Here is a 23,312-nt window from a genome sequence, read left to right as displayed (position 1 = left end):
GCCGGGCCATTCGAAACAATTATCCAGTTTTGATGGAGCCATCACGCTTTGTTATGAGTCCCGCCTCCCCTACGCGCCCGAGCGCCGCCACCCCTTCTCCCAACCGGATCGACCGGCTGCGCATCCGGCACCTGCGCCTGCTCGACCTGGTGGCGCGCAGCGGCTCGCTGACCGCGGCCGGCGAAGCGCTGCATATCAGCCAGCCCGCGGTCACCAAGATGCTGCAGGAGCTGGAGCACGCCTTCGGCTGCAAGCTGATTGAACGCACCACGCGCGGCGGGCGGCTGAGTCCCGCGGGCGAACGCGCGCTGGAGCGGCTGCGCGTGGTGCTGGGCGTGATCGACGCCGCCGGCGAGGCGCTGCAGGCGCGCCCGGAGGTACCGCTGGTCCGGCTGGGCATGCTGCCGCTGGTGGGCGTGGACGTGCTGCCGCAGGCGGTCGCGCTGCTGCTGGCCCAGGAAGCGCTGCCGCGGCTGGCAGTGCGCGAACATACCGTCGGCGGCCTGACCGCAATGCTTTGCGAAGGCGAACTCGACTGCATCGTGGGCCGGCTGCAGAAAGACGATACCGACCAGCTCAAGGCCAAAGTCCACATCACCCCGCTGCGCGATGAATACCTGGCCGTGGTCTGCGCCCCCGGCCACGCGTTGGCGCGGCGCCGCGAGGTTGCGCTGGCGGACCTGCATGAAGGCCCCTGGATCCTGCCGCCGCGCGGCACCCACACGCGCGACGTGTTCGAGCAGCCCTTCCTCGACGCCGGCCAGCTGCCGCCCGTTCCGCATATCGAATCGGCCTCGTTCCACAGCAACCTGGCCATGACCGCCGCCGGCGGCTTCCTGACGGTGGCGCCGGCCACGGCGCTCGCCCACTACCAGGCCATGTCGATGGTGCGGGAAGTGCGGCTGCGCACACCGTTTGCCTCGGGCCGGCTGGTCTTCATCACCCCGGCGGAGATCGAGGCGCCGCCCGCCGTGATCCGGTTGCGCGAAGCCCTCGAAACGGTGACAAGGCAGGACACCGGCGCACCGCCGGCACGCGCGCGGCGCCGCTGACGGGTCACGGGCTGGCTGCCGCACTACACTGGAAATGGATGCACCGCCATTTCCGGCCCAAGGGAACCGGCCGCCTTTCCCCGGCCCCAGCCAGTGCTGATCACCCGATGAACCGCCTCAGGTACGCAGTAAGCCTGTCCTATGAGGTCATGGATCCCATGGCGGACTTCCTGCTCAATATCGAAGCCGCCCGCACGCCCCGGCAGTTCGTCGTCTCGGAGCAGCTGACGCTGCCGCCCGGCCTCGAGACCACCCGCTACACCGATCCCGTGCTGGCCAACCGGCTGCTCAGGCTGCGCGCGCCCCGGGGCCGCCTCGGCATCCGCTATGAGGCGATCATCGACATCGATCACTACCTGGAAGACGGCGACAGGCTGGCAGAAGTGCCCGTTGCCGAACTGCCCTTCGATGTCCTGCCCTACCTGGCACCAAGCCGCTACTGCGAATCCGACCGCCTGATGGAATTCGCCAGCCGCGAGTTCGGCGGCATGCTGCGGGGCTATGTGCGCGTCTACGCCATCCGCGAGTGGGTGCGCAATCACGTGCGCTTCCTGTCGCGCTCCACCAACGAACGCACCTCGGCTGCCGACACCGTCGTGGAGCGCACCGGCGTCTGCAGGGATTTCGCCCACCTGATGATCGCCCTGTGCCGCGCGCTGAGCATCCCGGCACGGATGTCCAGCAGCCTCGACTATGGCGCGGACGCAGGCATGGGCGCACCGGATTTCCACGCGGTCGTGGAGGTCTACCTGTCGCACCGCTGGTACCTGCTGGACCCTTCGGGCATCTCGATCCCCACCGGGCTGCTTCGCATCGGCACCGGCCGGGATGCCGCGGACATACCATTTGCGGCCATCTTCGGCCAGGTAAGGTCGGAGCGGCCCGCGGTGGAAATCGAGCCGTTGACGGATGCGGCGGCTGGTATCGGGATGCCGGAGTTTACGCCGCAGGCGATTTCGACGTGGTAGCGGATAAGGACGTTAGTGCTGGCACAGGCACTTATTTTGCCCGCACCGCAGCTGGCGGCTTGCGTCCGCGCCAGAAATCCGCATAGAATCTCGGGTTCGCGGGCGTCGTATAATGGCTATTACCTTAGCTTCCCAAGCTAAAGACGTGGGTTCGATTCCCATCGCCCGCTCCACTTCCAGTCGAGACAAGCCGCCTTTGCCACCATTACGGTGATCTGCCCGGCGGCTTTTTTGTTGCCATGCTTCCCCAAGACCCCAGCACCGAACCGACGCCGGCTGACGACGCCGCGCTGGTAGACAGCGCCGGACAAGCGTCCGCTCCCTCTCCTGCCGATCCTGAAGGCGTTGCGCATCCGCGCCGGATCCGTTCGTTCGTGCGCCGCGCGGGGCGGACCTCGACCGGGCAGCAGCGTGCCATCGACGAAGTCGGGCCGCGCATGCTGGTGCCGTACGCACCGCAGCCACTGGACTGGGAGGCAACATTTGGCCGCAAGGCGCCGTCGATCCTTGAGATCGGCTTCGGCATGGGCGAGACCACCGCGCATATCGCCGGCCTGCGGCCGCAAGACAACTTCCTGGGCTGCGAGGTGCATGAGCCCGGCGTGGGCGCGCTGCTCAAGCTGATCGACGAGCGCGGCCTGGCCAATGTGCGGATCCTCCAGCACGATGCGGTGGAAGTGATCGCGCATATGCTGACCGATGACTGCCTGGACGGCGTGCATATCTACTTCCCCGACCCCTGGCACAAGAAGCGCCACAACAAGCGCCGGCTGGTGCAGCCGCCGCTGGTGAAGGTGCTGGCCGCGCGGCTGAAGCCGGGCGGCTATATCCATTGCGCGACCGACTGGGAAGAGTATGCGCACCAGATGGTGGAAGTGCTGTCGGGCGAGCCGTTGCTGGAGAACACCTCGACCGCTGCGGACGGATTTGCCGAGCGGCCCGATTACCGGCCCGTGACCAAGTTCGAGCGGCGCGGCGTGCGCCTCGGGCATGGCGTGTGGGACGTGGTCTTTCGCAAGCGCGCCTGAGCGCTGGCGACGGAGAAACAAAAAAGCGTGGCAACTGCCACGCTTTTTTGTTGCCTGCTGCAATCCCGCTCAGGCGTGCCAGGACACCAGGCCGGAGTACGCGGTCAACAGCACCACGATGCCGAAGGCGATGCGGTACCAGGCAAACGGCTTGAAATCATGCGTGGCGACGAAACGCAGCAGCCAGCGCACGCACAGGAAGGCGGACAGGAAGGCAAAGACGAAGCCCACCGCGAAGATGCCGAGGTCGTCCCCGTTCAGCAGCGCGCGCGCCTTGTACAGCTCGTACACGGTGGCGCCGAAGATCACCGGGATCGCCAGGAAGAACGAGAACTCGGTGGCCACCTGCCGCGACAGCCCGAACAGCATGCCGCCGATGATGGTGGCACCGGAGCGCGAGGTGCCCGGCACCAGCGCGAAGCATTGCGCCAGGCCGACCTTGAGGGCATCGCGCCAGTTCAGGTCATCGACCGATTCAATCCGCGGCGCGCCGGCCTTGGCGGCCTCCAGCAGCGCATTGCCCTGCGGATGCGAGACCGTGCCGCGGCGCGCGTCGCGCCATTCGGCCAGCAGGATGACCACGCCGCCAACGATAAAGGCCAGCGCCACCGAGATCGGGTTGAACAGGTGGGCCTTGATCCATTTGCCGAAAATAAAGGCCAGCACGATGGCCGGCACCGAGGCGATCACCACGTTGGCGGCAAAGCGTTGCGCCAGCGGCTCGGCGTGCAGGCCGCGCACCACGTTGCCGATGCGCGCGCGGAATTCCCAGCAGACTGCCAGGATCGCGCCGAACTGGATCACGATTTCGAAGATCTTGCCCTTCTCGTCGTTGAAGTCGAGCAGCTGGCCGGCCAGGATCAGGTGGCCGGTGCTGGAGATGGGGAGAAACTCGGTCAGTCCTTCGACGATGCCGAGTATCACGGCTTTCAGGGCAAGTGCGATTTCCATGCGGAACGGAGAAACGTGGTCATGGGCGTTGCCCGGCATGCGCGCCGGACCGCCTGGATTGTTATATGAGCGCCCCGGTCAGGGGCGGTTGATCTTGACGTTGATGCCGTCAGGCAAAACGGTGATTGTACCGGGTGCCACATTCATGCCGGCAACGCGCAACTGGTCTTCGCGGAAGGTATAGAGCGGATAGTCCTGCAGCAGCTGCTCGGCCAGGATGCCACCCAGCGCGTTGAGCTGGCGCGAGAACTGCGCGGGCATGCCCTGCACGTCGAAGCGCTGCACCTCGGGGTCCTGCAGCACCACCGAGCGCGTGGGCTCGTCATAGCGCAGGCCGCTGTCCAGCGCAAAACGCCCTGACAGGGCCCGGCTGAAGAACAGCTTGTTGTCGACCACGGCGTCAAACTGCACGTTGACGCGGTTGCGCGCCGGGTCCAGCGTCAGCTGCGGGTTGGCCAGCTGGATGTCGAACAACTCCATATAGCGCTTGTTGAACGGAAACTTGCGCTCCAGCGCCGCCTGCAGCTGGCTTTGCGAGAAGGTGTATTCGTTGCGGAAGGCGCCGCAGGCGGCCAGGCCCACGGCCAGCGTGGCCGCGGCAGCCGCGGCGAGCCAGCGCCGTCGGGAAGTCCGGATCATATTGCCTCCGATTGCGGGATAGTCAGGTCGCGTACCAGGCGTCATGCGAGCGGACCGGGCCGCCCGGGCCCGGCCTGCGGCGCGGTCAGGATTTCCAGCCGGGTCAGCCAGTGCAGCGCGGCTTCGCGCGAATCGCCGCACATCTCGGCCGACGGCTTCAGGCCGCCGCAGAACGCGGGCCGGTCCGGCCTGCCGAACACCGCGCAGCGCATATCCGGCAGCAGCTGCGCGCACGGCTCGCCCGCCGGCTTGCCGGCAGGCATGCCGGGCAGCGGCGAGGCAATCGACGGGGCGATGCAGCAGGCGCCGCAGCCCGCGCGGCAGGAAAGGTCTGACCGGCAACTCATGACGATGGTTCAGGATGGGCAATGGACAGCCGCAAGGCGGCCGGCACAAAACGGACATTGTGCCCGAAGGGCCGCTGTCGTCCTGTAAGAAAAGGAAAACGCCGTAAGCCGCGGCCGAGCGTCGCCGGAAAAAGCGCACAACAAGCCACACTTAGCAAATCAGCCTCAGTGCCGCCTCGGTGTGTACCCGAGGGTCGCCGGCCTGCGCTTGACCCCCTCATGGCGCTCATCTACATTACTGACCCACAAGTTATTAACTTCCTGACCCGCCTCCACGTGCCCCGCAGGACCCGCAAGACATCCGTGAAAACGCCCGCCGATCCGCACAAGGACGCCGACACCCCGCGCTGGAGCCGGCGCAAGGCCGCCCGCCCGCAAGAGCTGGTGGCCGCGGCGCTCGACCTCTTCGTTGAGCGCGGGTATGCGGCCACCCGGCTGGAAGACGTGGCCGCGGCGGCCGGCGTGTCCAAGGGCACGGTCTATCTTTACTTCGCCAACAAGGAAGAGCTGTTCAAGTCGGTGGTGCGCGAGAACCTGGTGCCGGCACTGGCGCGCGGCTCGGACCTGGTCGACGCCTACGACGGCAACACGCCCGAGCTGTTGCGCGAGCTGCTGCGCGGCTGGTGGGGCCTGATCGGCGCCACGCCGGTGGCGGGGCTGACCAAGCTGATCATGGCCGAGTCGGCCAACTTCCCGGACATCGCCCGTTTCTATAACCAGGAAGTGATGATGCCGGGCGACGAGTTGTTCGCCAAGGTGCTGGCCCGTGGCGTGGCGCGCGGCGAATTCCGCGCGATGCCGGCCAACCCCACCACGACGCTGGTCTGTGCGCCGCTGGTGTTCCTGATGCTGTGGCAGCGCGCGCTGCGCGCCACCGCCGAGAAGGACATCGACCCCGAGGCCTTCCTGGACGGCCTGCTGGACACGCTGCTGTTCGGGCTCACCAGCGGCGATGCCCGCAATCGCCCGCTGCCGCCGCAGACCGGCCCCTATATCTGGGAACGCATCCGCGACGACATGCTGGCGCAACGCGCCGCCGCCATGGACGCCGACGCCGAGCCCGATCCCCCTGCGCCGCGACCCGGCCCCTGAACATGAAGCGCAAGACCCTGCTGATCACCGCCGCCTGCATCGCCATCGCGCTGACCGCCACGGTCGCCGTGCGCAAGGCCGTCAGTGCGCGCCAGCCGCAGGCGCCGGCCCAGGCCGCCGTCAACGTGGTGGAATTCCTGCAGACCGACCTGGTCAGCGTGGCGCGCCAGGACCTGCGGGTGTCGCTGCCGCTGTCGGGCAGCCTGCGTGCGCTGAACCAGGCCTCGGTCAAGGCCAAGGTCTCCGGCGAGGTCAAGGCGGTGCTGGTACGTGAGGGCGAGCCGGTGCGCGCCGGCCAGGTGATCGTGCGCATCGATGCCACCGAGTACGAGGCCAGGGTGGCGCAGGCGCGCGGCCAGATGCTGGCCACGCGCGGGCAGTTCGAGAACTCGCGCCAGACCTGGGAGCGCAACCGCGAGCTGGTCGGCAAGGGCTTTATCTCCAGGACCGCGTTCGACAAGTACCAGGCCGACCTGGACGTCGCCCGCGCCAACCTAGACGCGGCCCAGGGCGGCCTGGCCGTGGCGCAGAAGGCGCTGGCCGACACCGTGGTCAAGGCACCGCTCGATGGCATGGTGGCCGCGCGCGCGGTGCAGCCGGGCGAGAAGGTCTCGCCGGATACGCGCCTGGTCGACGTGGTCGACCTGCGCGTGCTGGAACTGGAAGCGCCGATCCCGATGGCGGACGTGGCGCGCGCCGCGGTCGGCCAGCCGGTGGCACTGGACGTGGAAGGCGCCGGCCGCTTCACCGGCAAGCTGGTGCGCATCAACCCGGCAGTCAGCCAGGGCACGCGCAGCATCATGGTCTATATCCGCGTCGAGAATGCAGATCAGACGCTGCGCGCCGGCATGTTCGCGCGCGGCGCGCTGGTGCTGGGCGAGCGTGCCGGCGTGGTGGCGGTGCCGGCTTCGGCGGTGCACACCGAAGGCGAGCGCGCCTTCGTCTATGCCATCGACAAGGACACGCTGGCCGAGCGCCCGGTGCAGCTTGGCATCCGCGACGAGGCCAGCGGCATGGTGGAAATCGTCTCGGGGCTGGACGCCGGCACCGAGATCGTCCGCAACAACCTCGGCACGCTGCGCAGCGGCAGCCAGGTCAAGCGCGTCAAGGCGTAAGGGCCCGCGCCATGTGGTTCACCCGCCTGTCGATCCGCAACCCGGTGCTGGCCACCATGATGATGATGGCCTTCATCGTGGTGGGGCTGTTCTCTTACCAGCGGCTGCCGGTCGACCAGTTCCCCGACATCACCTTCCCGGTGGTGGTGGTGCAGACGGAATATCCCGGCGCCGCGCCGGAGTCGGTGGAGTCCGACGTCACGCGCAAGGTCGAGGAGATCGTCAACACCATCTCCGGCATCGACGAGATCTTCTCGCACTCCTACCAGGGCACTTCGGTCGTCGTCATCAAGTTCGACCTGAGCGTCGACGTCGGCCAGGCCGCGCAGGACGTGCGCGACAAGATCGCGCTGATCCGCCCGCAGTTCCGCGACGAGGTGAAAGAGCCGCGCGTGCTGCGCTATGACCCGTCCGACGCGCCGATCTTCTATCTCTCGGTCTCCAACGCACCGGGCGCCACCCGCAGCCAGCGCGAGCTGACCACCATCGCCGACCAGATCGTGCGCAAGCGGCTGGAGACGGTGCGCGGTGTGGGCGCCATCAATATCGTGGGCGGCACCAAGCGCGAGGTCGAGATCCGCATCCGGCCGGCGCAGCTCGAGGCGCTGGGGATCGGCGTGGACCAGGTGATGAGCGCCATCCGCAACGAGAACCAGGAACTGCCCGCGGGCGAGCTGCGTTCCTCGGCCACGGAAACGGTGGTGCAGATCAAGGGCCGCGTGCCCACCCCGGACGCGTTCCGCCAGATCATCGTGGCGCGCCGCGCCGGCCAGCCGGTCACGCTGGGCGAGATTGCCGATGTGCGCGACGGCCAGGAAGAGCAGGAAAGCCTGGCGCTGCTGGACGGCAAGCGCGCACTGTTCCTGTCGGTGGTGAAGGCACAGGGCCAGAACACCGTCGATACCGTCGACGGCCTGGTGCGCATGACCGAAGAAACACGCAAGCTGGTGCCGGCCGGGGTGCAGCTGAACGTGGTCAACGACACCGCGCGCGGCATCCGCAGCAGCGTCAAGGAGGTGCGATCGACGCTGCTCGAAGGCGCCTTCCTGACGGTGGCAATCGTATTCCTGTTCCTGGGCTCCTGGCGCAGCACGGTGATCACCGGCCTGACGCTGCCGATCGCGCTGATCGGCACCTTCGGCGTGATGTATATGTGCGGCTTCACGCTCAACGTGATCACGCTGATGGCGCTGTCGCTGTGCGTGGGCCTGCTGATCGACGATGCCATCGTGGTGCGCGAGAACATCGTGCGCCACAACCTGATGGGCAAGGACCACCGCAGTGCGGCGCTTGACGGCACCAACGAGATCGGGCTGGCGGTGCTGGCCACCACCTTCTCGATCGTGGCGGTGTTCCTGCCGGTGGGCTTCATGGGCGGCATCATCGGGCGCTTCTTCCACCAGTTCGGCATCACCGTGGTCGCGGCGGTGCTGATCTCGATGTTCGTCTCGTTCACGCTGGACCCGATGCTGTCGTCGGTCTGGCACGACCCGGACCTGCACGGCACCGGCAACAAGAAGAGCTGGTACGGGCGCACGGTGGGGCGGTTGCTGGACTGGTTCTCGGCAAAGATGGACAAGCTTGGCAACGGCTACGCCGGCATGCTGGGCTGGGCGCTGAAGCACCGGCTGGCCACCGCCATCATCGCCGCGGTGACCTTCTTCGGCAGCTTTGCGCTGGTGCCGCTGATCGGCACCGAATTCGTGCCCAATGCCGACCTGGGCGAGACCCAGGTCGGCTTCACCACGCCGGTCGGCACCTCGATCGAAGTCACCGAAGCCAAGGTGAGGCAGGTGGAAGCCGCGCTCAAATCGTTCCCCGAAGTGGCCTACACCTACGCCACCATCAACTCGGGCAATGCCTCGGGCCGCAACAATGCGCTGGTGTCGGTGCGCCTGACCGAGCGGCGCTCGCGCCAGCTGTCCACCGCGCAGCTCAACCCGCTGATCCGGCAGCGCCTGGCGGGCATTGCCGGCATCACGCTGACCATGGTGGGCATGCCCGACGGCGCCGGCGGCCAGAAGGCGATCCAGGTATCGATCCAGGGCGATGACCTGGACGAACTGCGGCGCCTGTCCAGGGAAGCCGGCACGCGCATGAAGGCGATCCGCGGCCTGGCCGACCTGGATTCGAGCATGAAGGACGACCGCCCCACCATCGAGGTGCGCATCCGGCGCGAGCTGGCCTCGGACCTGGGCGTGGGCGTGGCGCAGATCGGCAATGCCCTGCGCCCGCTGCTGGCCGGCGACGCCATCAGCTCATGGCGCGCGCCCGATGACGAGAACTACGACGTGCGCGTGCGCCTGCCCAGGGACGCGCGCACCGGCATGGCCGACCTGAGCGCGCTGATGATCGCCAGCAGCCAGACCAACGCCGACGGCTCGCCCAAAATGGTGCCACTGCGCCAGATCGCCGAGCTGGTGCCGACCACCGGCGCCAACCAGATCAGCCGGCGCGATTTGAACCGCGAGGTCGAGCTGACCGCCAACGTGGCCGGGCGCTCGGCCGGTGAAGTCGCACGCGATGTCAAGGCCGCGCTGGACGGCATGAGCTGGCCTGCCGGCTACAAGTACCGCTTCGGCGGCTCGACCAAGTCGATGAACGAGTCCTTCGGCTACGCCGTGTCCGCGCTGGCGCTGGCGGTGATCTTCATCTACATGATCCTGGCCTCGCAGTTCGCCAGCTTCTTCCAGCCGATCGCCATCATGACCTCGCTGCCGCTGACGCTGGTCGGCGTGTTCGCGGCGCTGCTGCTGTTCCGCTCGACGCTGAACATGTTCTCGATCATCGGCTTCATCATGCTGATGGGGCTGGTGACCAAGAACGCGATCCTGCTGGTGGACTTCGCCAACCAGGCACGCCAGGGCCATGTGGACGGCGCCGACGGCCGCCAGCCGCTGTCACGCGAGGCGGCGCTGGTGGAGGCCGCGCGCGTGCGGCTGCGCCCCATCCTGATGACCACGCTGGCGATGATCTTCGGCATGGTGCCGCTGGCCTTCAGCCTGGGCGAAGGCGCCGAGCAGCGCGCGCCGATGGGCCAGACCGTGATCGGCGGAATCATTACCTCGTCGATCCTGACGCTGGTGGTGGTGCCGGTGATCTATACGTATCTTGATGATTTCGGCGCCTGGCTGCGCCGGCTGTGGCAAGGCAAGCCCGCCAGCGAGCCCGCAGCGCACGCGCAGCCCGCGCGCGGCCGGCAAGCGGCACCGGATCGGCCGGCACCGGCGGAGGCCAGCGCGGAATGAGCCTGGCGGCGTCTGCAAGGTTAAAATAAAGGGTTTGATAAGACTGTCCGGCCGTGGCACCGCGCGGCCGGCGCACAGACCGACAGCGGTTGGCATTGGTAAGGAATGGCAAGATGGATCTCGAAAAAGCCCGATTCAACATGATCGAACAGCAAATCCGCCCGTGGGACGTGCTGGACCAGGAAATCCTGGACCTGCTGGCGGTGGTCAAGCGGGAGCAGTTCGTCCCGGCCGCGTACGCCTCGCTGGCGTTCGTCGACATGGAGATTCCGCTGCCCGCCGGGCAGAACATGCTGGCGCCGCGCGTGGAAGCCCGCATCCTGCAGGACCTGGCCGTGCGCAAGCATGAGAACGTGCTGGAAATCGGCGCCGGCTCCGGCTACATGGCCGCCCTGCTGGCCAACCGCGCGCGCCACGTGCTGACCGTGGACATCGTGCCCGAGCTGGTCGAGCTGGCCCGCACCAACCTGGCCAACGCCGGCGTCACCAACGTCGACGTGGCCGAAGGCAACGCCGCCGACGGCTGGAGCGCCGCCGCGCCCTACGACGTGATCTGCATCTCGGGCTCGCTGCCGGCGATTCCGCAGTCGATCCTGTCGCAGGTCAAGGTGGGCGGCCGCATCGCCGCCTTCATCGGCGAGCTGCCGGTGATGGAAGCGCGCCTGGTCACGCGCGTGTCCGAGACCGAATACCAGGTCGTCAACCTGTTCGAAACCGCGGTCAAGCCCCTGCAGGGCGCGGCCCGGCCGTCGCAATTCCAGTTCTGAGGACGGATCCACCATGCAGGTCATCAAAGCGACCGAACTGGCCCAGTGGCTGGCCGATGCCAGCCGCGCCAAACCGGTCCTGCTCGACGTGCGTGAAGGCTGGGAGGTGCAGACCTGCGCCATGCCCGGCATCACCCACATCCCGATGCGGGACATCCCCGCGCGCGCGGCCGAACTCGACGAAGACGCCGACATCGTCTGCATCTGCCACCACGGCGCACGCAGCATGCAGGTGGCGGCCTACCTGGAGCGCCAGGGCTATGGCAAGGTCTACAACCTGACCGGCGGCGTCGACGCCTGGGCCAGCGATGTCGACCCGGCCATGCCGAAGTACTGAAGCGGCAGTCCAGCACAGCAACACCAAGAAAAATCGACTGTAGCCGCGGCCCGCGCCCGGCAACCTGGAGCTTTCATGACGTTTGCGCCCAACGCCCTGGCCGGAGTGATCCGGACACGCCTGGCGATCGCGGTTTCCCTGCTTGCCCCGCTGCTGGCCATGATGCCGGCGGCACCGGCAAGCGCGGCCGACCTGCTGCAGGTCTATCGCGATGCGCAAGCCAATGACGCGCAGTTTGCCAGCGCGCGCTCGCAGCTGCTGGCCACGCGCGAGCGGCTGCCCCAGGGCCGTGCCGGGCTGCTGCCGCAGGTGGTCGGCACCGCGGGCGCCAACCGCACCAAGCTCGACCAGACCGCTTCGCTGCCAGTCGGCGCCGGGGCCAGTGCCTCCGGCACGCGCTTCTTCAACAACAACAACTGGCAGCTGCAACTGAGCCAGCCGCTGTTCCGCTGGGACCGCTGGGAAACCTACAAGCAGGGCGAACTGGCGTCGCTGGCTGGTGAAGTCAGCTTCCACCAGGCCGAGCTCGACCTGATCACGCGCAGCGCGCAGGCCTACTTCGACGTGCTGGCGGCACAGGACAACCTCTACCTGGCACGCGCGCAGAAGAAGGCCATCTCCGAGCAGCTGGAGCAGGCCAAGCGCAATTTCGAAGTCGGCACCGCCACCATCACCGACACCAACGACGCCCAGGCCCGCTATGACCTGGCCACCTCGACCGAAATCGCCGCGCAGAGCGACCTTGAGATCAAGCGCGCCACGCTGCAGCAGATCACCGGCAAGCCGGTCGACGAAGTGCTGGGCCTGCGCCCCGAAGCACCCATCCCCGGCCCGCAGCCGCCCGACGTCAACGCCTGGGCCGCGCAGGCAGAGACCAGCAACCTGCAGGTGAACCTGGCCAGCTACAACCTGGAAACCGCCCAGCGCGAAACCAACAAGGCCAAGGCCGGCCACCTGCCCTCGGTCGACCTGGTGGCCTCGTACGGCTTCACCAACCAGACCGGCAGCGCCACGCAGGCCATCTCCACCCATTACAACGCCTCGCAGATCGGCGTGCAGCTGACCATGCCGATCTTCGCCGGCGGCCAGATCCAGTCGCGCGTGCGCGAGACCCTGGCCCTGGCCGACAAGGCCGCCAGCGACCTGGAATTCGCGCGCCGCACCGCCGCGCAGACGGCCCGGCAGACTTACTCCGGTGTGTCCAACGGCTTGGCCCAGGTCAAGGCCCTGGAAGCCGCCGAACGCTCGGCCACCAGCGCAGTGGAATCCAACCAGCTCGGCTATGAAGTGGGCGTGCGTATCAATATCGACGTGCTCAACGCCGAAGCGCAACTGTTCTCCACCCGGCGCGACCTGGCCAAGGCCCGCTACGACACCATCATGAACGGCCTGAGGCTGAAGGCCTCCACCGGCGTGCTGCAGGAAGCCGATGTGGTGCAGATCAACACCCTGCTGACCTCGTCGCCGGGCGCGCTGTACAAACTGCCCGCGCCAGCACAGGCCGGCGCCAGGGCCCCGGCAAACCCGCGCGCCTCGGTCGAGCGCCGCGGCACGCGGCGCGAAGCCGCGCCCGCCGGCGCACCGCGCTCCTGATCCTCCGCAGCGCGCCGCAAAGCAAAACGGGCCGCAATTGCGGCCCGTTTGCGTGAATGGCATCGCACCCTACTTCGCCCGCGTACGCGACTCCACCTTCAGCAGCTGCCAGCGGATCGACGACGCATCCGCCGGCGGATTCGGCACCTGGTACTCGCGCACGCGCAGCGTGTAGGCCACGCCCGGCTCAAAATCCAGCCCCTCGATCGGGCCATACCAGAGCTGCCACGGCGCCTCCGGCGATTCGCGCCAGCGGTAGCACGTCATCTTGCCCACCCCCGAGCACTCCACGCGCTGCGAATCGATATAGACCACCTTCTCCACGCCGCCGGCTTCCACGCTCGCACCGCGCTTGCCCAGGCCTTCGCGCTCTACAAACTGCAGCAAGTCGCCGCCGGCAGTCTTCCAGATGATCTGCCGGCCCGTGCTGCCCGCCGACGGCTGCGTGCCGACCGTGGCAAACGGCGTCTGCATCGCCTTGAGCAAAGCCGACTCCAGTTCCATGCGCGGCGGCGGGCAAGCCATGCGCGTGCCGGCGATGCGGTCAAAGCGGATGCCGGTGTCGGTCTTGCCATAGCTGCCGGTAAAGCGGTTGCAGCCACTGGTGCCGCTGACCGTGCCCTGCGCGGCATCGATGCCCTCATTGAACTCAAAAATGATGGGCTGGCCGTTGTCGCCGTGCGGGATATCGCGCAGCGCGCCGTCGGGCTGCTGCCAGCGCACCAGTTCCCAGCGGCTGGGGCCGGAGGGTTGGGTCTGGTTGAGGTTGGTACCGGCGGAGGGGAGGTCAGGCGCCGCCGCGGTCGTGCAGGCACCTAGCGCGGTTGCCACCAGCAAGGCGGCCGCGCTGCGGGCAGCCAGGGAGAAGGGGAACAGGCTGGTACGGCTGTGCATGAAGGACTCCTGTAACAGGGCCGCTCAAGACGGCCGCATGGTGCAATCGACAGATCTGACAAAGGGCATGCCGAAAAGTGCACCCCACTGATACATCAGTTTAGCAAGGCGATTGCGCCAAAGCGCCGGTCCAGCATCGATTAAATCACATACATTCTGTAACGTCCCAACGGGTTCGGCAGGCTAGGATGCGGAACATCAAGATATCCCACCCTGACCATCCGATATAATTGCCTCGCCCGGCGCAGCAATGTGACCGACAGGCTCCGCTGCTCAACAGGCGGCGACAAAATAATAAGAAGGATGGATCGGCCCGCATCCCGAGTGCACAACCCTTCCTCCGGAAACCTCTCTCCATGCTCTTGATGACGAGATTGCAGAGATCCCAATCGTATGGGGTCGACAAAGCTCTGTACCTGGCCGCCTGTGCCGTTCTGGCAGCGTTCCCTGCGCTGATGTTTGTCAAGCCGACGGTTAGCAACCTCTGCTACGGACTCCTGCTCGGCTGGAGCGCCATCACTCTCGTTGCCGGCGGGCGCGAGGGCCGGGCGGAATGTGGGGGGCTGTTGCGCAGGTACTGGTTCTTCATGCTGGCCATGGCGGCGTTGCCGCTGGCAGTGCTGTTGCAGCAACTGCTGTCTGGGGCGGAGGAGCCGCATGTTTCTTACCTTTACCTGCGCTTTGCTTTGTTCATTCCGTTGGTTTTTGGGATGGTACGGCTTGGCAGGGGTGGGATGCGGAATGTGCAGTGGGGTTTCGTGGTCTGTGCGCTCCTTTCCGCGGCCTGGATCCACGAGGCGACAGCTGCCGGTCGCCCAGCTCACGTAGGGTCCTCCAATATCATTCCCCTTAGCAATCTTTCCATGCTGATGGGAATACTCGCCCTGATTTCAATTGGATGGGATCGTCCCAGGGACTACCTGCAATCGGGCCTGAAGCTGCTGGCAGGCTTTGCCGGCCTGTACGCTTCATACATGAGCGGCACGCGCGGCGGCTGGATCGCCATCCCCGTGCTGGCACTCATTGCGCTAGCTGCATCACACAGGCTGACGCGGATGCACAAAGCGGCGGCCATGCTTGGGCTGGCTGGCCTCATGAGCCTCGCGTGGCTCGGCAGCGCCCGCGTGCAGCAGCGCACGGCAGACGTTGTTTCCGAAGTGTCTCAATTCGCTCAACATGTAACCCTGGACACCCCAACCGGGATACGGCTACAGCTCTGGCGGGCCTCACTGGAAATGATACAGGCTCACCCCTGGACCGGCGTAGGGCCAGAGAAGTTCGAGTGGACCCTGCAAACGCTTGCGGCGCGGCATGTAATCACCCCAATGGCTGCCACCATGCCGCATTCACACAATGAACTCCTGCATGCTACGGCCACGCTCGGCATCCCGGGCCTACTGGCAATCCTTGCCCTGTATCTGGTACCGGCCGCCTTCTTCCTGCGCCATCTTGGCAATGCAGACCGGGGCACGCAGGTCGCCAGCGCCATGGGCCTGGCCCTGTGCTGCGGCTTCATGGTGTTCGGCCTGACCGAGGTCATGTTCGCCACGACCCTGGTCAATGCCTTCTACAGCCTGACCATGGCCGTGTGCTTTGCCTATGTGGTTGCGCGCAAGGACGCCTTGCCCGCGCGGGCGGCCAGTTGAGCCAGGACTCACGACGCAATATCTGCTTCCTAACCGGTACCTTGAATGCGATGGCCGGCGCGGAGCGGATGACCGCAACGATCGCCAATGTGCTGGCCGATCTTGGCCATCGTGTCACGATCCTGAGCCTCTGGGACGCTGCCAGCCAGTTTCCGTTGCATCCACGCGTGCGCCATGAAGCGCTGTTCGCGCAACGGCCCTCCTTCAAACGCGCCTATTTCGCCACGGTCGCCGGCATCCGCAGGCACTGCATCGCGCATCGCATCGATGTGCTGGTACAGGTCGACACCATGCTCGAACTCTTCGTGCTGCCTGCCACCCTCGGCCTGGGCCTGCACCATATCGCGTGGGAGCATTGCCATTTCGACGAGGATCTCGGCAAGCCGGCACGCAAGGTGGCACGTCGACTGGCCGCGCGGTTCTGCCGGCAGGTGGTCGTGCTGACAGAACGGGACCGCCGCCGCTGGCTTGAGGCACTGCGGCCGCGCAGCGAGGTTGTCTGCCTGCCGAATCCGTTGCCATTTCCGACGCCGGCCGAACCCGCGCCACGCATGCAGAAGACCGTGCTGGCCATGGGCCGGCTGGTTCCGGCGAAAGGCTTTGACGTCTTGCTGCGCGCCTGGCAACAGGTGGCGCAAGCGGAACCGGAATGGCAACTGGCCATCCACGGCGAAGGCGAAGAGCGCCCTGCCCTCACTGCACTGATCGGCCAGCTGCAACTGCAAGACCGGGCCAGCCTGCCGGGCATCTGCCAGGATCCGGCGCAGGCCTACGGCCGTGCGTCGGTCTTCTGCCTGAGTTCGCGCTATGAGGGATTCGGGCTGGTGCTGATCGAAGCGATGGCCTTTGGCCTGCCGATCGTATCGACCGATTGCGAGACCGGACCCCGCGAACTGCTCGTTCCAGGACAGGATGCGCTGGTGGTCGCAGCGGATGATGCCGATGCGCTGGCCAAGGCGCTGCTGACGGTGATCCGCCAGCCGGAACTGGCGAGCCGCCTTGGCGCCGGCGGCCGCGACAAGGCTAGCCATTTCACGCTGGAGCGGCTTGCGCTGCAGTGGGATGCCCTGGTCAAGGCACCAGGGTAAGCACCGAATCAGCCTTCCAGCGCAGGGGCCAGCGCAGCGAGGGTGCGCACGGTGGCGCCCCGATGCAGGCCTGCAAAGGTCTGCGCATGCGCGCGCATATCCGCCAGCCGAGCCGGATCGGCCAGCACGCTTGCCGCGGTGCGCATCAGCGCATCGGCATTGTCGACGCGCAGGCAAGCGCCCGCGGCAATCGCGTCTTCCGTCGCCTGCGCAAAGTTGAAGGTATGCGGGCCAACCAGTACCGGCGTGCCGACCGCGCAGGCCTCGATCAGGTTCTGCCCGCCCAACGGCAACAGGCTGCCACCGATAAAGGCAAGATCCGACGCAGCAAAGTACATTGCCATCTCGCCCATCGAATCGCCCAGCACGATATCGGCAGTCAGCGGCGACTGGATGCCGTCAAGATCCAGTGCACTCCGGCGCTCTACCGAGAACCCCGCACGCGCCGCCATCGCGGCGACTTCATCGAAGCGCTGCGGGTGACGGGGAATCAGCAGCAGAGCGGGACGCGGGACATTGCCCGCCAATGATTGCCAGCGGGAGAAGGCATCGAGCAACATCGGCTCTTCTCCCTCACGCGTGCTGGCTGCGGCCAGCACCGCACGCGTGCCAAAGACCTTGCGCAACTGCTCGCCCAGCGCAACGCCTGCCGGCGCCGGCTGCATATCGAACTTCAGGTTGCCGGTGATCTGCACCGCCGGCACGCCCAACGCCTGAAAGCGCTCGGCATCACCCGCCGTCTGCGCCAGCACGCCCGCAAAATCCCCATACATGACCGCCGCCGCACGCCCAAACCTCGCCGTGCGCCGGAAGCTGCGCGGCGACAGGCGCGCGTTGACCAGGAACAGCGGCACACCGGCCTTGCGCGCGCCGCGCACCAGGTTGGGCCACACCTCCGTCTCCATCAGCATGCCCGCCTGCGGCCGGAAATACCGCATGAAACACCCCACCAGCCATGGCAGGTCATACGGCAGGTAGCACTGCAGGATGCGCGGCTCCTTGCCGAACAGCTGCGCACCGGTCTGGCGGCCGGTCGGCGTCATGTGCGTCAGCAGCAGGCGGTGGTGCGGATAGGCGCCGAGCAGCGCCTCGATCAGCGGCTGCGCGGCGCGGGTCTCGCCCACCGACACTGCGTGGACCCATAGCCACGGACCTTTCGGGGGCAGGCTGCCGTATATACCCAGGCGTTCGCCGACATGCTGCAAGTAGCCCGGCTCCTTGCGCGCACGCCAGGCCAGGCGCAGCAGCGCCAGCGGCAGCACCACCACCCACAACATGCTATAGAGCAAACGCAGCATCAGGCAGCCACTCCGCGCACGCGGCAAGCCGCGTCGTAGACCTCATCGACCGATGGCACCACGCCGTCGTCACCGACATTGGCGATGCGCCCGGACCAGTAGCCCTCAGTCTTCCAGCGCCACGTGGCCGTATAGATCTCTACCGTCGGCCGGCACAATGCCGCGGCGATATGGACCAGGCCCGTATCGACCCCGATCACCACCTCGGCCCGGTTGATCAGCCCGAAGCCCTGCATCACCGAGAAACGCGGCAACACTCTCGCCTGCGGCACACCGGCAGCAATCTCTTCGGCAGCCTGGCGTTCCTTGTCATTGCCCCACGGCAGCAACATCACCAGACCTTCATCCGCCAACCGCCTGCCCAGCGCATGCCAGTTCTGCACCGCCCATTTCTTGCGCGCGCCAGCTGTCGCATGGAAGCACACGGCATAGCGCGCAGGCAGGTCGCCCCACAGCGGATCGTCCACATGCAGCGACTGCGCGGCAGACCCGAAAAACTGCGGTGGCTCCGCCGGCGCAAGCCCGGTCAGCGCAGCCCCCAGCAAGCGCGAGCGCCGCACCGAATGCGTCTGGCGCGGCACACGCACCGGATCGGTGTACAACAGCCGCGCCGCCGGCTCATAGCCGGAGCCCTGCGTGGCATTGCCCAGCCCGATAATCGGCGCACCGGGCGCCCGCGCGGCCACGCGCGCAACCACCGCGGTCTTGAGCAAACCCTGGCTCTCGATCACCGCGTCGTAACGCTCCTGGCGCAACGCGTCACGCACCTCGCCTACCTCGCGCCAGGTGCCGCCCTGCAGGATGCGCTTGCGCCAGCGCCGCAGCGCAAACGGGATCACCCGGCGCACCTCCGGCAACAACCGGACAAGCTCGACGTAGCCCTCTTCCACCACCCAGTCGATCTCGGCACCCGGCCAGCGCACGCGCAGGTCGTGCACCAGCGGCATGTTGTGCACCACGTCACCGAGCGACGACACCTTGACCAGCAGGATGCGCGGCCGATCCGGCAGTGTGAAAGGCACCGCGGCCGGCGTGGGCTGCGCCACACCGGCCGCGTCCGACGATGTCGCCGGCACTGTCGCGCGCTCAGAACGGGAGCTGAGCATCCGGCTTCTCTGCCAGGATCACGCGCTTGAACTCCGCCTGGATGCGCGCCAGCGCGGCGTCGTTGTCAGCCTCGAAACGCATCACCACCACCGGGGTGGTGTTGGACGGGCGCGCCAGGCCGAAGCCATCGGCATACTCCACGCGCACGCCATCGATGGTGATCACCTCACGCGCCCCTTCGAACTTCGCGTTCGCCTTGATCTGGTCCAGCAGCGTGAACGGCTCACCCTCGGCACACTTGAGCTGCAGTTCCGGCGTGTTGTTGGCATTCGGCAGCGCATTCAGCACCGCGCTCGGATCCGCGTGACGCGACAGGATCTCCAACAGGCGCGCACCCGTGTACAGGCCATCGTCAAAGCCATACCAGCGGTCCTTGAAGAACACGTGGCCGCTCATCTCGCCCGCGATCGGCGCGCCCGTTTCCTTCAGCTTCGCCTTCACCAGCGAATGGCCGGTCTTCCACATCAGCGGCTCACCGCCATGCTCGCGAATCCAGGGGGCCAGCTTGCCGGTGCATTTCACGTCGTAAATAACCTGGGCGCCCGGATTACGCGACAGGATCTCTTCAGCGAACAGCATCAGTTGCCTGTCCGGGAAAATCACCTGACCGTCCTTGGTCACCACGCCAAGGCGGTCGCCATCGCCATCGAAAGCCAGGCCAAGCTCGCAGTCCGTCTCGCGCAGGGCCTTCATCAGATCCTGCAGATTCTCGATATGTGCGGGATCAGGGTGGTGGTTCGGGAAGTTGCCGTCCACGTCGCAGAACAGCTCCGTCACTTCGCAGCCCAGGCCACGGAATAAGTCACCCACGAAAGCGCCGGCCACGCCGTTGCCGGCATCCAGGGCAATCTTCATCGGCCGGGCCAGCTTGACGTCGCTGATGATGCGGTCGAGGTACTTTTGGCGCACATCGACTTGCTTGTAGGTACCGGCACCGCTCCTGAACCGGCCCGCTTCGATCCGCTGGCGCAGCGCCTGGATCTGCTCGCCATAGATCGCCTTGCCGGCCAGCACCATCTTGAAACCGTTGTAGTCCGGCGGGTTGTGGCTGCCGGTGACCATGATGCCGGAGGTCGGGCGGACGCCGTCGATCTCGATGTTGGTGGCGAAGTAGACCATCGGGGTGGCGACCAGACCGATGTCGATCACGTCCAGGCCGGCGGCGCGCAGGCCTTCTACCAGGCCGGAGATGAGGTCGGGGCCAGAGAGGCGGCCGTCGCGGCCTACGGCGATGGTTTTTTCGCCCAGCTCCGTAGCCGCCGAACCGAACGACAGCCCGATCTGGTGGGCAACGTCGCGCGTGAGAGTCTTACCCACGATTCCGCGGATGTCGTAGGCTTTAAAAATGGTGGGATCGATTTGCATGTGGCTTCCTGTATCACTTTCCAGCCGCACCGCACTTTCAAAAACAGAAAATGCAATGCACCAAAGGGTGCTATTTTGCCGGATTGCGGCAGCCCCGGGCGGTATAATCGCCGCATTATCACGGATGGACACAATTTTCGGAGTCTGTCCTACATCGAGCGGTGCCCTGTCCGCCGCTCCTGGGCCGCTCCCCCGTTTGGGGCGCCATGATAGCCGGCAGCAATCTGCCCGGGAACTCGGCAACCGCCCTCTCAGCTTGCATTGCCCTGTGACATATGGCGGCCGCGACCCCGCTACAGACGTACAGACCCTTGAGACCAACTGCCCAGCCTTCGCCACGCCCCCGCATCGCCTATCTGATCACCAACTCGGAGATCGGCGGCGCGCAGTCGCATGTCGCCGACCTGTTGCAGTCGATGGCGGGCAAGGCCGATACCGTCCTGCTGGCCGGCGGCGACGGCCCCCTGTTCGATATCGCAAAACAGGCGGGCGCCCCGGCCATCCGGCTGGAGCGGCTAGACAACGCGCTGTCCCCGTGGCGGGCGATCGCTGCCCTGCGCGAGATGGTCAAGGCGCTGAAACAGGCTGCGCCCGACCTGATCCACGCGCATAGCGCCAAGGCCGGCGCGCTGGGCCGCATCGCCGGATTCCTGCTCGGCATACCTGTCATCTACACAGTCCATGGCTTCGCGTTCAAGCCCGAGGCTCCGGCGCGCCAGCGCATCACTGCGCGCGTGGCGGAATGGATGTTGGCGCCGCTGACGGCGCGCGTAATCTGCGTGGCGGAAGCGGAGCGGCGGCTGGCACAGGCACTGCCTTTGCCGGTTGATCGAATCGCTGTCGTTCCAAATGGGATCGCGGATACCATGCAGCAGGCCACGCCTGAGAATCCGATGCGCCGGATTGTAATGGTGGCACGCTTTGCGGCGCCGAAACGGCCCGATGCGGCGATCCGGGCATTTGCGCGATCCAGCCTGCCCGATTGCGAACTCGTTCTGGCAGGGGATGGTCCGGAGCGTGAGGCAATGCAGCAGTTGGCCGAGGCCATCGCGCCCGGCCGGGTCTCATTCCCAGGCAGCGTTACAGATATCGCCGGACTATTGGCCACGGCCCAGGCATTCACGCTGGCCTCCAACCATGAAGGCTTCCCCCTCTCCGTGCTGGAAGCCATGCGAGCCGGGCTGCCGATCATCGCCTCTGACCTGCCCGGAATCCGGGAACAGCTGGAAGATGGCAAGCATGGCCTGCTGGTCAATCACCATGACGAATCCGCATTGTCCGCAGCCTTCGAGCGCCTTGCCGGCGAACCCGCTCTTCGTGCCAGCCTTGGCCGCGCTGCCCGCCAACGCTGGGAACAACTTTTCGGCCTGAAACGGATGGCCGACGCCACATGGACCATTTACCAGGCCGCGCTCCCGACCCTGCCGCGCGCGACGCGAGTGCCGACATGATGCACTCCACCAAGACCGACGTCCTGACTAGCCATACGGTCCGCCGGCGCATCGCCGGCTCGGAAACCATTCGCCGCATCAGCCGGATGCTGGCATGGGCGGCGCTGGGACTGGCCTTGTTTGCAGTCAATGCGGCGCTGGCGGAGCTGGCCCATCGGGCCGGGTTCGTGACCCACGTGTTCACGCGCACGCTGCTGTGGTCGATCGTGCCGTATCTGGCCGGTTTCATGCTCCTGCATCGCTCCCTGCACCTGCCGGCGATGGAAGGGAACAGCCTTGTCGGGCTGGCCGCCACACTGCCATTCGTGGCGCTTCTATTCATCTTCGCTGCATTCCATATCGAATACTCCCGCGGCGCGATGCTGCTCGCCTACATCATCACGCTGGGTTGGACGTGGCTGGGCTACCGCCGTTTCGTGCAGAACTACGTTCCGCTGTTCGGCTATACGGACCCCCATGCGCTAGAGCAACTGGACACCATACTGGCCATGCCCGGTGCAGCACCAGCCGCGCGCATGCGATTCGAACTCATCCGCTCCCTGGAAGACGCCAAGCATTGTGACGGGCTGATGCTCGACCGAGGCGCCACGGCAGACCCGGAGCGCACCCGGCAGCTCGCCCGGTACAAGATGAGCGACGTGCGGATGTATTCGGTGGAGCGCGTTGGCGAAATGCTGACCGGAAGAGTTGGGCTGTCCCACATCGATGAGAACTTCCTCGATGACTACGCGGCCCATTACCTCTACGGTTATCTCAAGCGAGCCGTCGACATCCTTGGCGTGGTTTGCCTGGCACCATTCGCTCTGCCCGTCGGCCTGGCCGTGGCATTGGCGATCCGAATCGAGACACCCGGCGGCGCCATCTACCGCCAGCCACGAGTGGGCTTGTTCGGCAAGCCGTTTGTCATGCTCAAGTTCCGCAGCATGGGCGTCGATAAAAGCGCCCCGGCACAGTTCGCCGCGCGGCGCGATCCGCGTGTCACGCGTGTCGGGCGGGTCATCCGCAAGTATCGGCTGGACGAGATCCCGCAGCTTTGGAACGTCCTGCTCGGCCATATGAGCCTGATCGGCCCACGGCCGGAGCAGGCGCCGATGGTCGAAGAGTTCTCTGAGACCATCGCCTACTACCCGTACCGGCATCTGGTGCGGCCCGGACTGTCGGGCTGGGCGCAGGTGCAGCAAGGGTATGCGGGCAGCCACGAAGAGACCGTGACCAAGCTCAGCTATGACCTGTACTACGTCAAGCACTGCTCGCTGGCACTGGATCTGTTGATTGCGGTGAAGACATTGCGGACGCTCGTGACGGGGTACGGGGCACGGTGACCAG

Annotated in this window: 20 protein-coding genes and 1 tRNA gene; 14 read left to right on the top strand and 7 right to left on the bottom strand. The window is 66.5% G+C overall.

The window, feature by feature from the left end:
* The first annotated feature begins 53 nt into the window (after positions 1-53).
* From AC3WLF_RS20280 to trmB, 4 genes are all read left to right on the top strand, one after another.
* The gene (locus tag AC3WLF_RS20280) at positions 54-1,052 is read left to right on the top strand and encodes a LysR family transcriptional regulator (protein WP_492318819.1); all 999 of its coding nucleotides are present in this window, start codon (positions 54-56) and stop codon (positions 1,050-1,052) included.
* A gap of 107 nt (positions 1,053-1,159) precedes the next feature.
* A complete protein-coding gene (locus AC3WLF_RS20275; RefSeq protein WP_492318820.1) occupies positions 1,160-2,020 on the top strand; it encodes a transglutaminase-like domain-containing protein in 861 nt (286 codons plus the stop codon).
* Positions 2,021-2,118: 98 nt separating this feature from the next.
* A tRNA-Gly gene (locus tag AC3WLF_RS20270) sits at positions 2,119-2,193 on the top strand.
* A gap of 66 nt (positions 2,194-2,259) precedes the next feature.
* On the top strand, positions 2,260-3,048 hold the full coding sequence (trmB, locus tag AC3WLF_RS20265) for a tRNA (guanosine(46)-N7)-methyltransferase TrmB (protein WP_492358734.1): 789 nt from the start codon (positions 2,260-2,262) through the stop codon (positions 3,046-3,048).
* A gap of 69 nt (positions 3,049-3,117) precedes the next feature.
* On the opposite strand, the gene AC3WLF_RS20260 is transcribed toward trmB, so the two are convergent.
* The 3 genes from AC3WLF_RS20260 to AC3WLF_RS20250 all read right to left on the bottom strand — a co-directional run bounded on the left by AC3WLF_RS20260 (position 3,118) and on the right by AC3WLF_RS20250 (position 4,985).
* On the bottom strand, positions 3,118-3,999 hold the full coding sequence (locus tag AC3WLF_RS20260) for an undecaprenyl-diphosphate phosphatase (protein WP_492358757.1): 882 nt from the start codon (positions 3,997-3,999) through the stop codon (positions 3,118-3,120).
* Positions 4,000-4,077: 78 nt separating this feature from the next.
* Positions 4,078-4,638 carry a DUF1439 domain-containing protein gene (locus AC3WLF_RS20255; RefSeq protein ID WP_492318828.1) on the bottom strand — a complete coding sequence of 187 codons (561 nt, stop codon included), beginning with the start codon at positions 4,636-4,638 and terminating at the stop codon, positions 4,078-4,080.
* A 41-nt stretch (positions 4,639-4,679) separates the two neighbouring features.
* The gene (locus tag AC3WLF_RS20250; RefSeq protein WP_492318829.1) at positions 4,680-4,985 is read right to left on the bottom strand and encodes a YkgJ family cysteine cluster protein; all 306 of its coding nucleotides are present in this window, start codon (positions 4,983-4,985) and stop codon (positions 4,680-4,682) included.
* Positions 4,986-5,261: 276 nt separating this feature from the next.
* Here AC3WLF_RS20250 and AC3WLF_RS20245 point away from each other — a divergent pair, with 276 nt between their 5' ends.
* The 6 genes from AC3WLF_RS20245 (at position 5,262) to AC3WLF_RS20220 (ending at position 13,137) form a co-directional block, all read left to right on the top strand.
* A complete protein-coding gene (locus AC3WLF_RS20245) occupies positions 5,262-6,077 on the top strand; it encodes a TetR/AcrR family transcriptional regulator (RefSeq protein ID WP_492358733.1) in 816 nt (271 codons plus the stop codon).
* Between the two features lie 2 nt (positions 6,078-6,079).
* Positions 6,080-7,192 carry an efflux RND transporter periplasmic adaptor subunit gene (locus tag AC3WLF_RS20240; RefSeq protein WP_492358732.1) on the top strand — a complete coding sequence of 371 codons (1,113 nt, stop codon included), beginning with the start codon at positions 6,080-6,082 and terminating at the stop codon, positions 7,190-7,192.
* An 11-nt stretch (positions 7,193-7,203) separates the two neighbouring features.
* On the top strand, positions 7,204-10,440 hold the full coding sequence (locus tag AC3WLF_RS20235) for an efflux RND transporter permease subunit (RefSeq protein WP_492358731.1): 3,237 nt from the start codon (positions 7,204-7,206) through the stop codon (positions 10,438-10,440).
* Between the two features lie 113 nt (positions 10,441-10,553).
* Positions 10,554-11,207 carry a protein-L-isoaspartate O-methyltransferase family protein gene (locus AC3WLF_RS20230; RefSeq protein WP_010813784.1) on the top strand — a complete coding sequence of 218 codons (654 nt, stop codon included), beginning with the start codon at positions 10,554-10,556 and terminating at the stop codon, positions 11,205-11,207.
* Between the two features lie 13 nt (positions 11,208-11,220).
* A complete protein-coding gene (locus AC3WLF_RS20225; RefSeq protein ID WP_011615877.1) occupies positions 11,221-11,544 on the top strand; it encodes a rhodanese-like domain-containing protein in 324 nt (107 codons plus the stop codon).
* A 75-nt stretch (positions 11,545-11,619) separates the two neighbouring features.
* A complete protein-coding gene (locus AC3WLF_RS20220) occupies positions 11,620-13,137 on the top strand; it encodes a TolC family outer membrane protein (RefSeq protein WP_492358730.1) in 1,518 nt (505 codons plus the stop codon).
* A gap of 69 nt (positions 13,138-13,206) precedes the next feature.
* Here the strand turns inward: AC3WLF_RS20220 and AC3WLF_RS20215 are convergent, their stop codons facing one another.
* Positions 13,207-14,031 (bottom strand): DUF4377 domain-containing protein, encoded by an 825-nt coding sequence (locus tag AC3WLF_RS20215; RefSeq protein ID WP_492356393.1) that lies wholly within the window; start codon positions 14,029-14,031, stop codon positions 13,207-13,209.
* Between the two features lie 356 nt (positions 14,032-14,387).
* Here AC3WLF_RS20215 and AC3WLF_RS20210 point away from each other — a divergent pair, with 356 nt between their 5' ends.
* Complete coding sequence (locus tag AC3WLF_RS20210; RefSeq protein WP_492351412.1) at positions 14,388-15,677, top strand: O-antigen ligase family protein; 1,290 nt, start codon at positions 14,388-14,390, stop codon at positions 15,675-15,677.
* Positions 15,674-16,765 carry a glycosyltransferase family 4 protein gene (locus tag AC3WLF_RS20205; protein ID WP_492358729.1) on the top strand — a complete coding sequence of 364 codons (1,092 nt, stop codon included), beginning with the start codon at positions 15,674-15,676 and terminating at the stop codon, positions 16,763-16,765. Before AC3WLF_RS20210 ends, AC3WLF_RS20205 begins: the two co-directional genes overlap by 4 nt.
* Positions 16,766-16,773: 8 nt before the next feature.
* On the opposite strand, the gene waaA is transcribed toward AC3WLF_RS20205, so the two are convergent.
* Genes waaA through AC3WLF_RS20190 form a run of 3 tightly spaced genes read right to left on the bottom strand, consistent with a single transcriptional unit; the run spans position 16,774 to position 20,535 of the window.
* Entirely contained in the window at positions 16,774-18,063 is a 1,290-nt protein-coding gene (waaA, locus tag AC3WLF_RS20200) for a lipid IV(A) 3-deoxy-D-manno-octulosonic acid transferase (protein ID WP_492358728.1), read from the bottom strand.
* Positions 18,063-19,169 (bottom strand): lipopolysaccharide heptosyltransferase I, encoded by a 1,107-nt coding sequence (gene waaC, locus AC3WLF_RS20195; protein WP_492358727.1) that lies wholly within the window; start codon positions 19,167-19,169, stop codon positions 18,063-18,065. Before waaC ends, waaA begins: the two co-directional genes overlap by 1 nt.
* On the bottom strand, positions 19,150-20,535 hold the full coding sequence (locus AC3WLF_RS20190; protein ID WP_492358726.1) for a phosphomannomutase/phosphoglucomutase: 1,386 nt from the start codon (positions 20,533-20,535) through the stop codon (positions 19,150-19,152). The genes waaC and AC3WLF_RS20190 overlap by 20 nt, the downstream gene beginning before the upstream one ends.
* 275 nt (positions 20,536-20,810) lie before the next feature.
* On the opposite strand from AC3WLF_RS20190, the gene AC3WLF_RS20185 reads away from it, so the two are divergent.
* Positions 20,811-21,986 carry a glycosyltransferase family 4 protein gene (locus tag AC3WLF_RS20185; protein WP_492358725.1) on the top strand — a complete coding sequence of 392 codons (1,176 nt, stop codon included), beginning with the start codon at positions 20,811-20,813 and terminating at the stop codon, positions 21,984-21,986.
* On the top strand, positions 21,983-23,308 hold the full coding sequence (locus AC3WLF_RS20180) for a sugar transferase (protein WP_492358724.1): 1,326 nt from the start codon (positions 21,983-21,985) through the stop codon (positions 23,306-23,308). The genes AC3WLF_RS20185 and AC3WLF_RS20180 overlap by 4 nt, the downstream gene beginning before the upstream one ends.
* Positions 23,309-23,312: the final 4 nt, after the last annotated feature.

This window comes from Cupriavidus sp. FW306-01-F10A, assembly GCF_058782785.1.
This window is presented reverse-complemented; position numbering and strand designations above follow the sequence as displayed.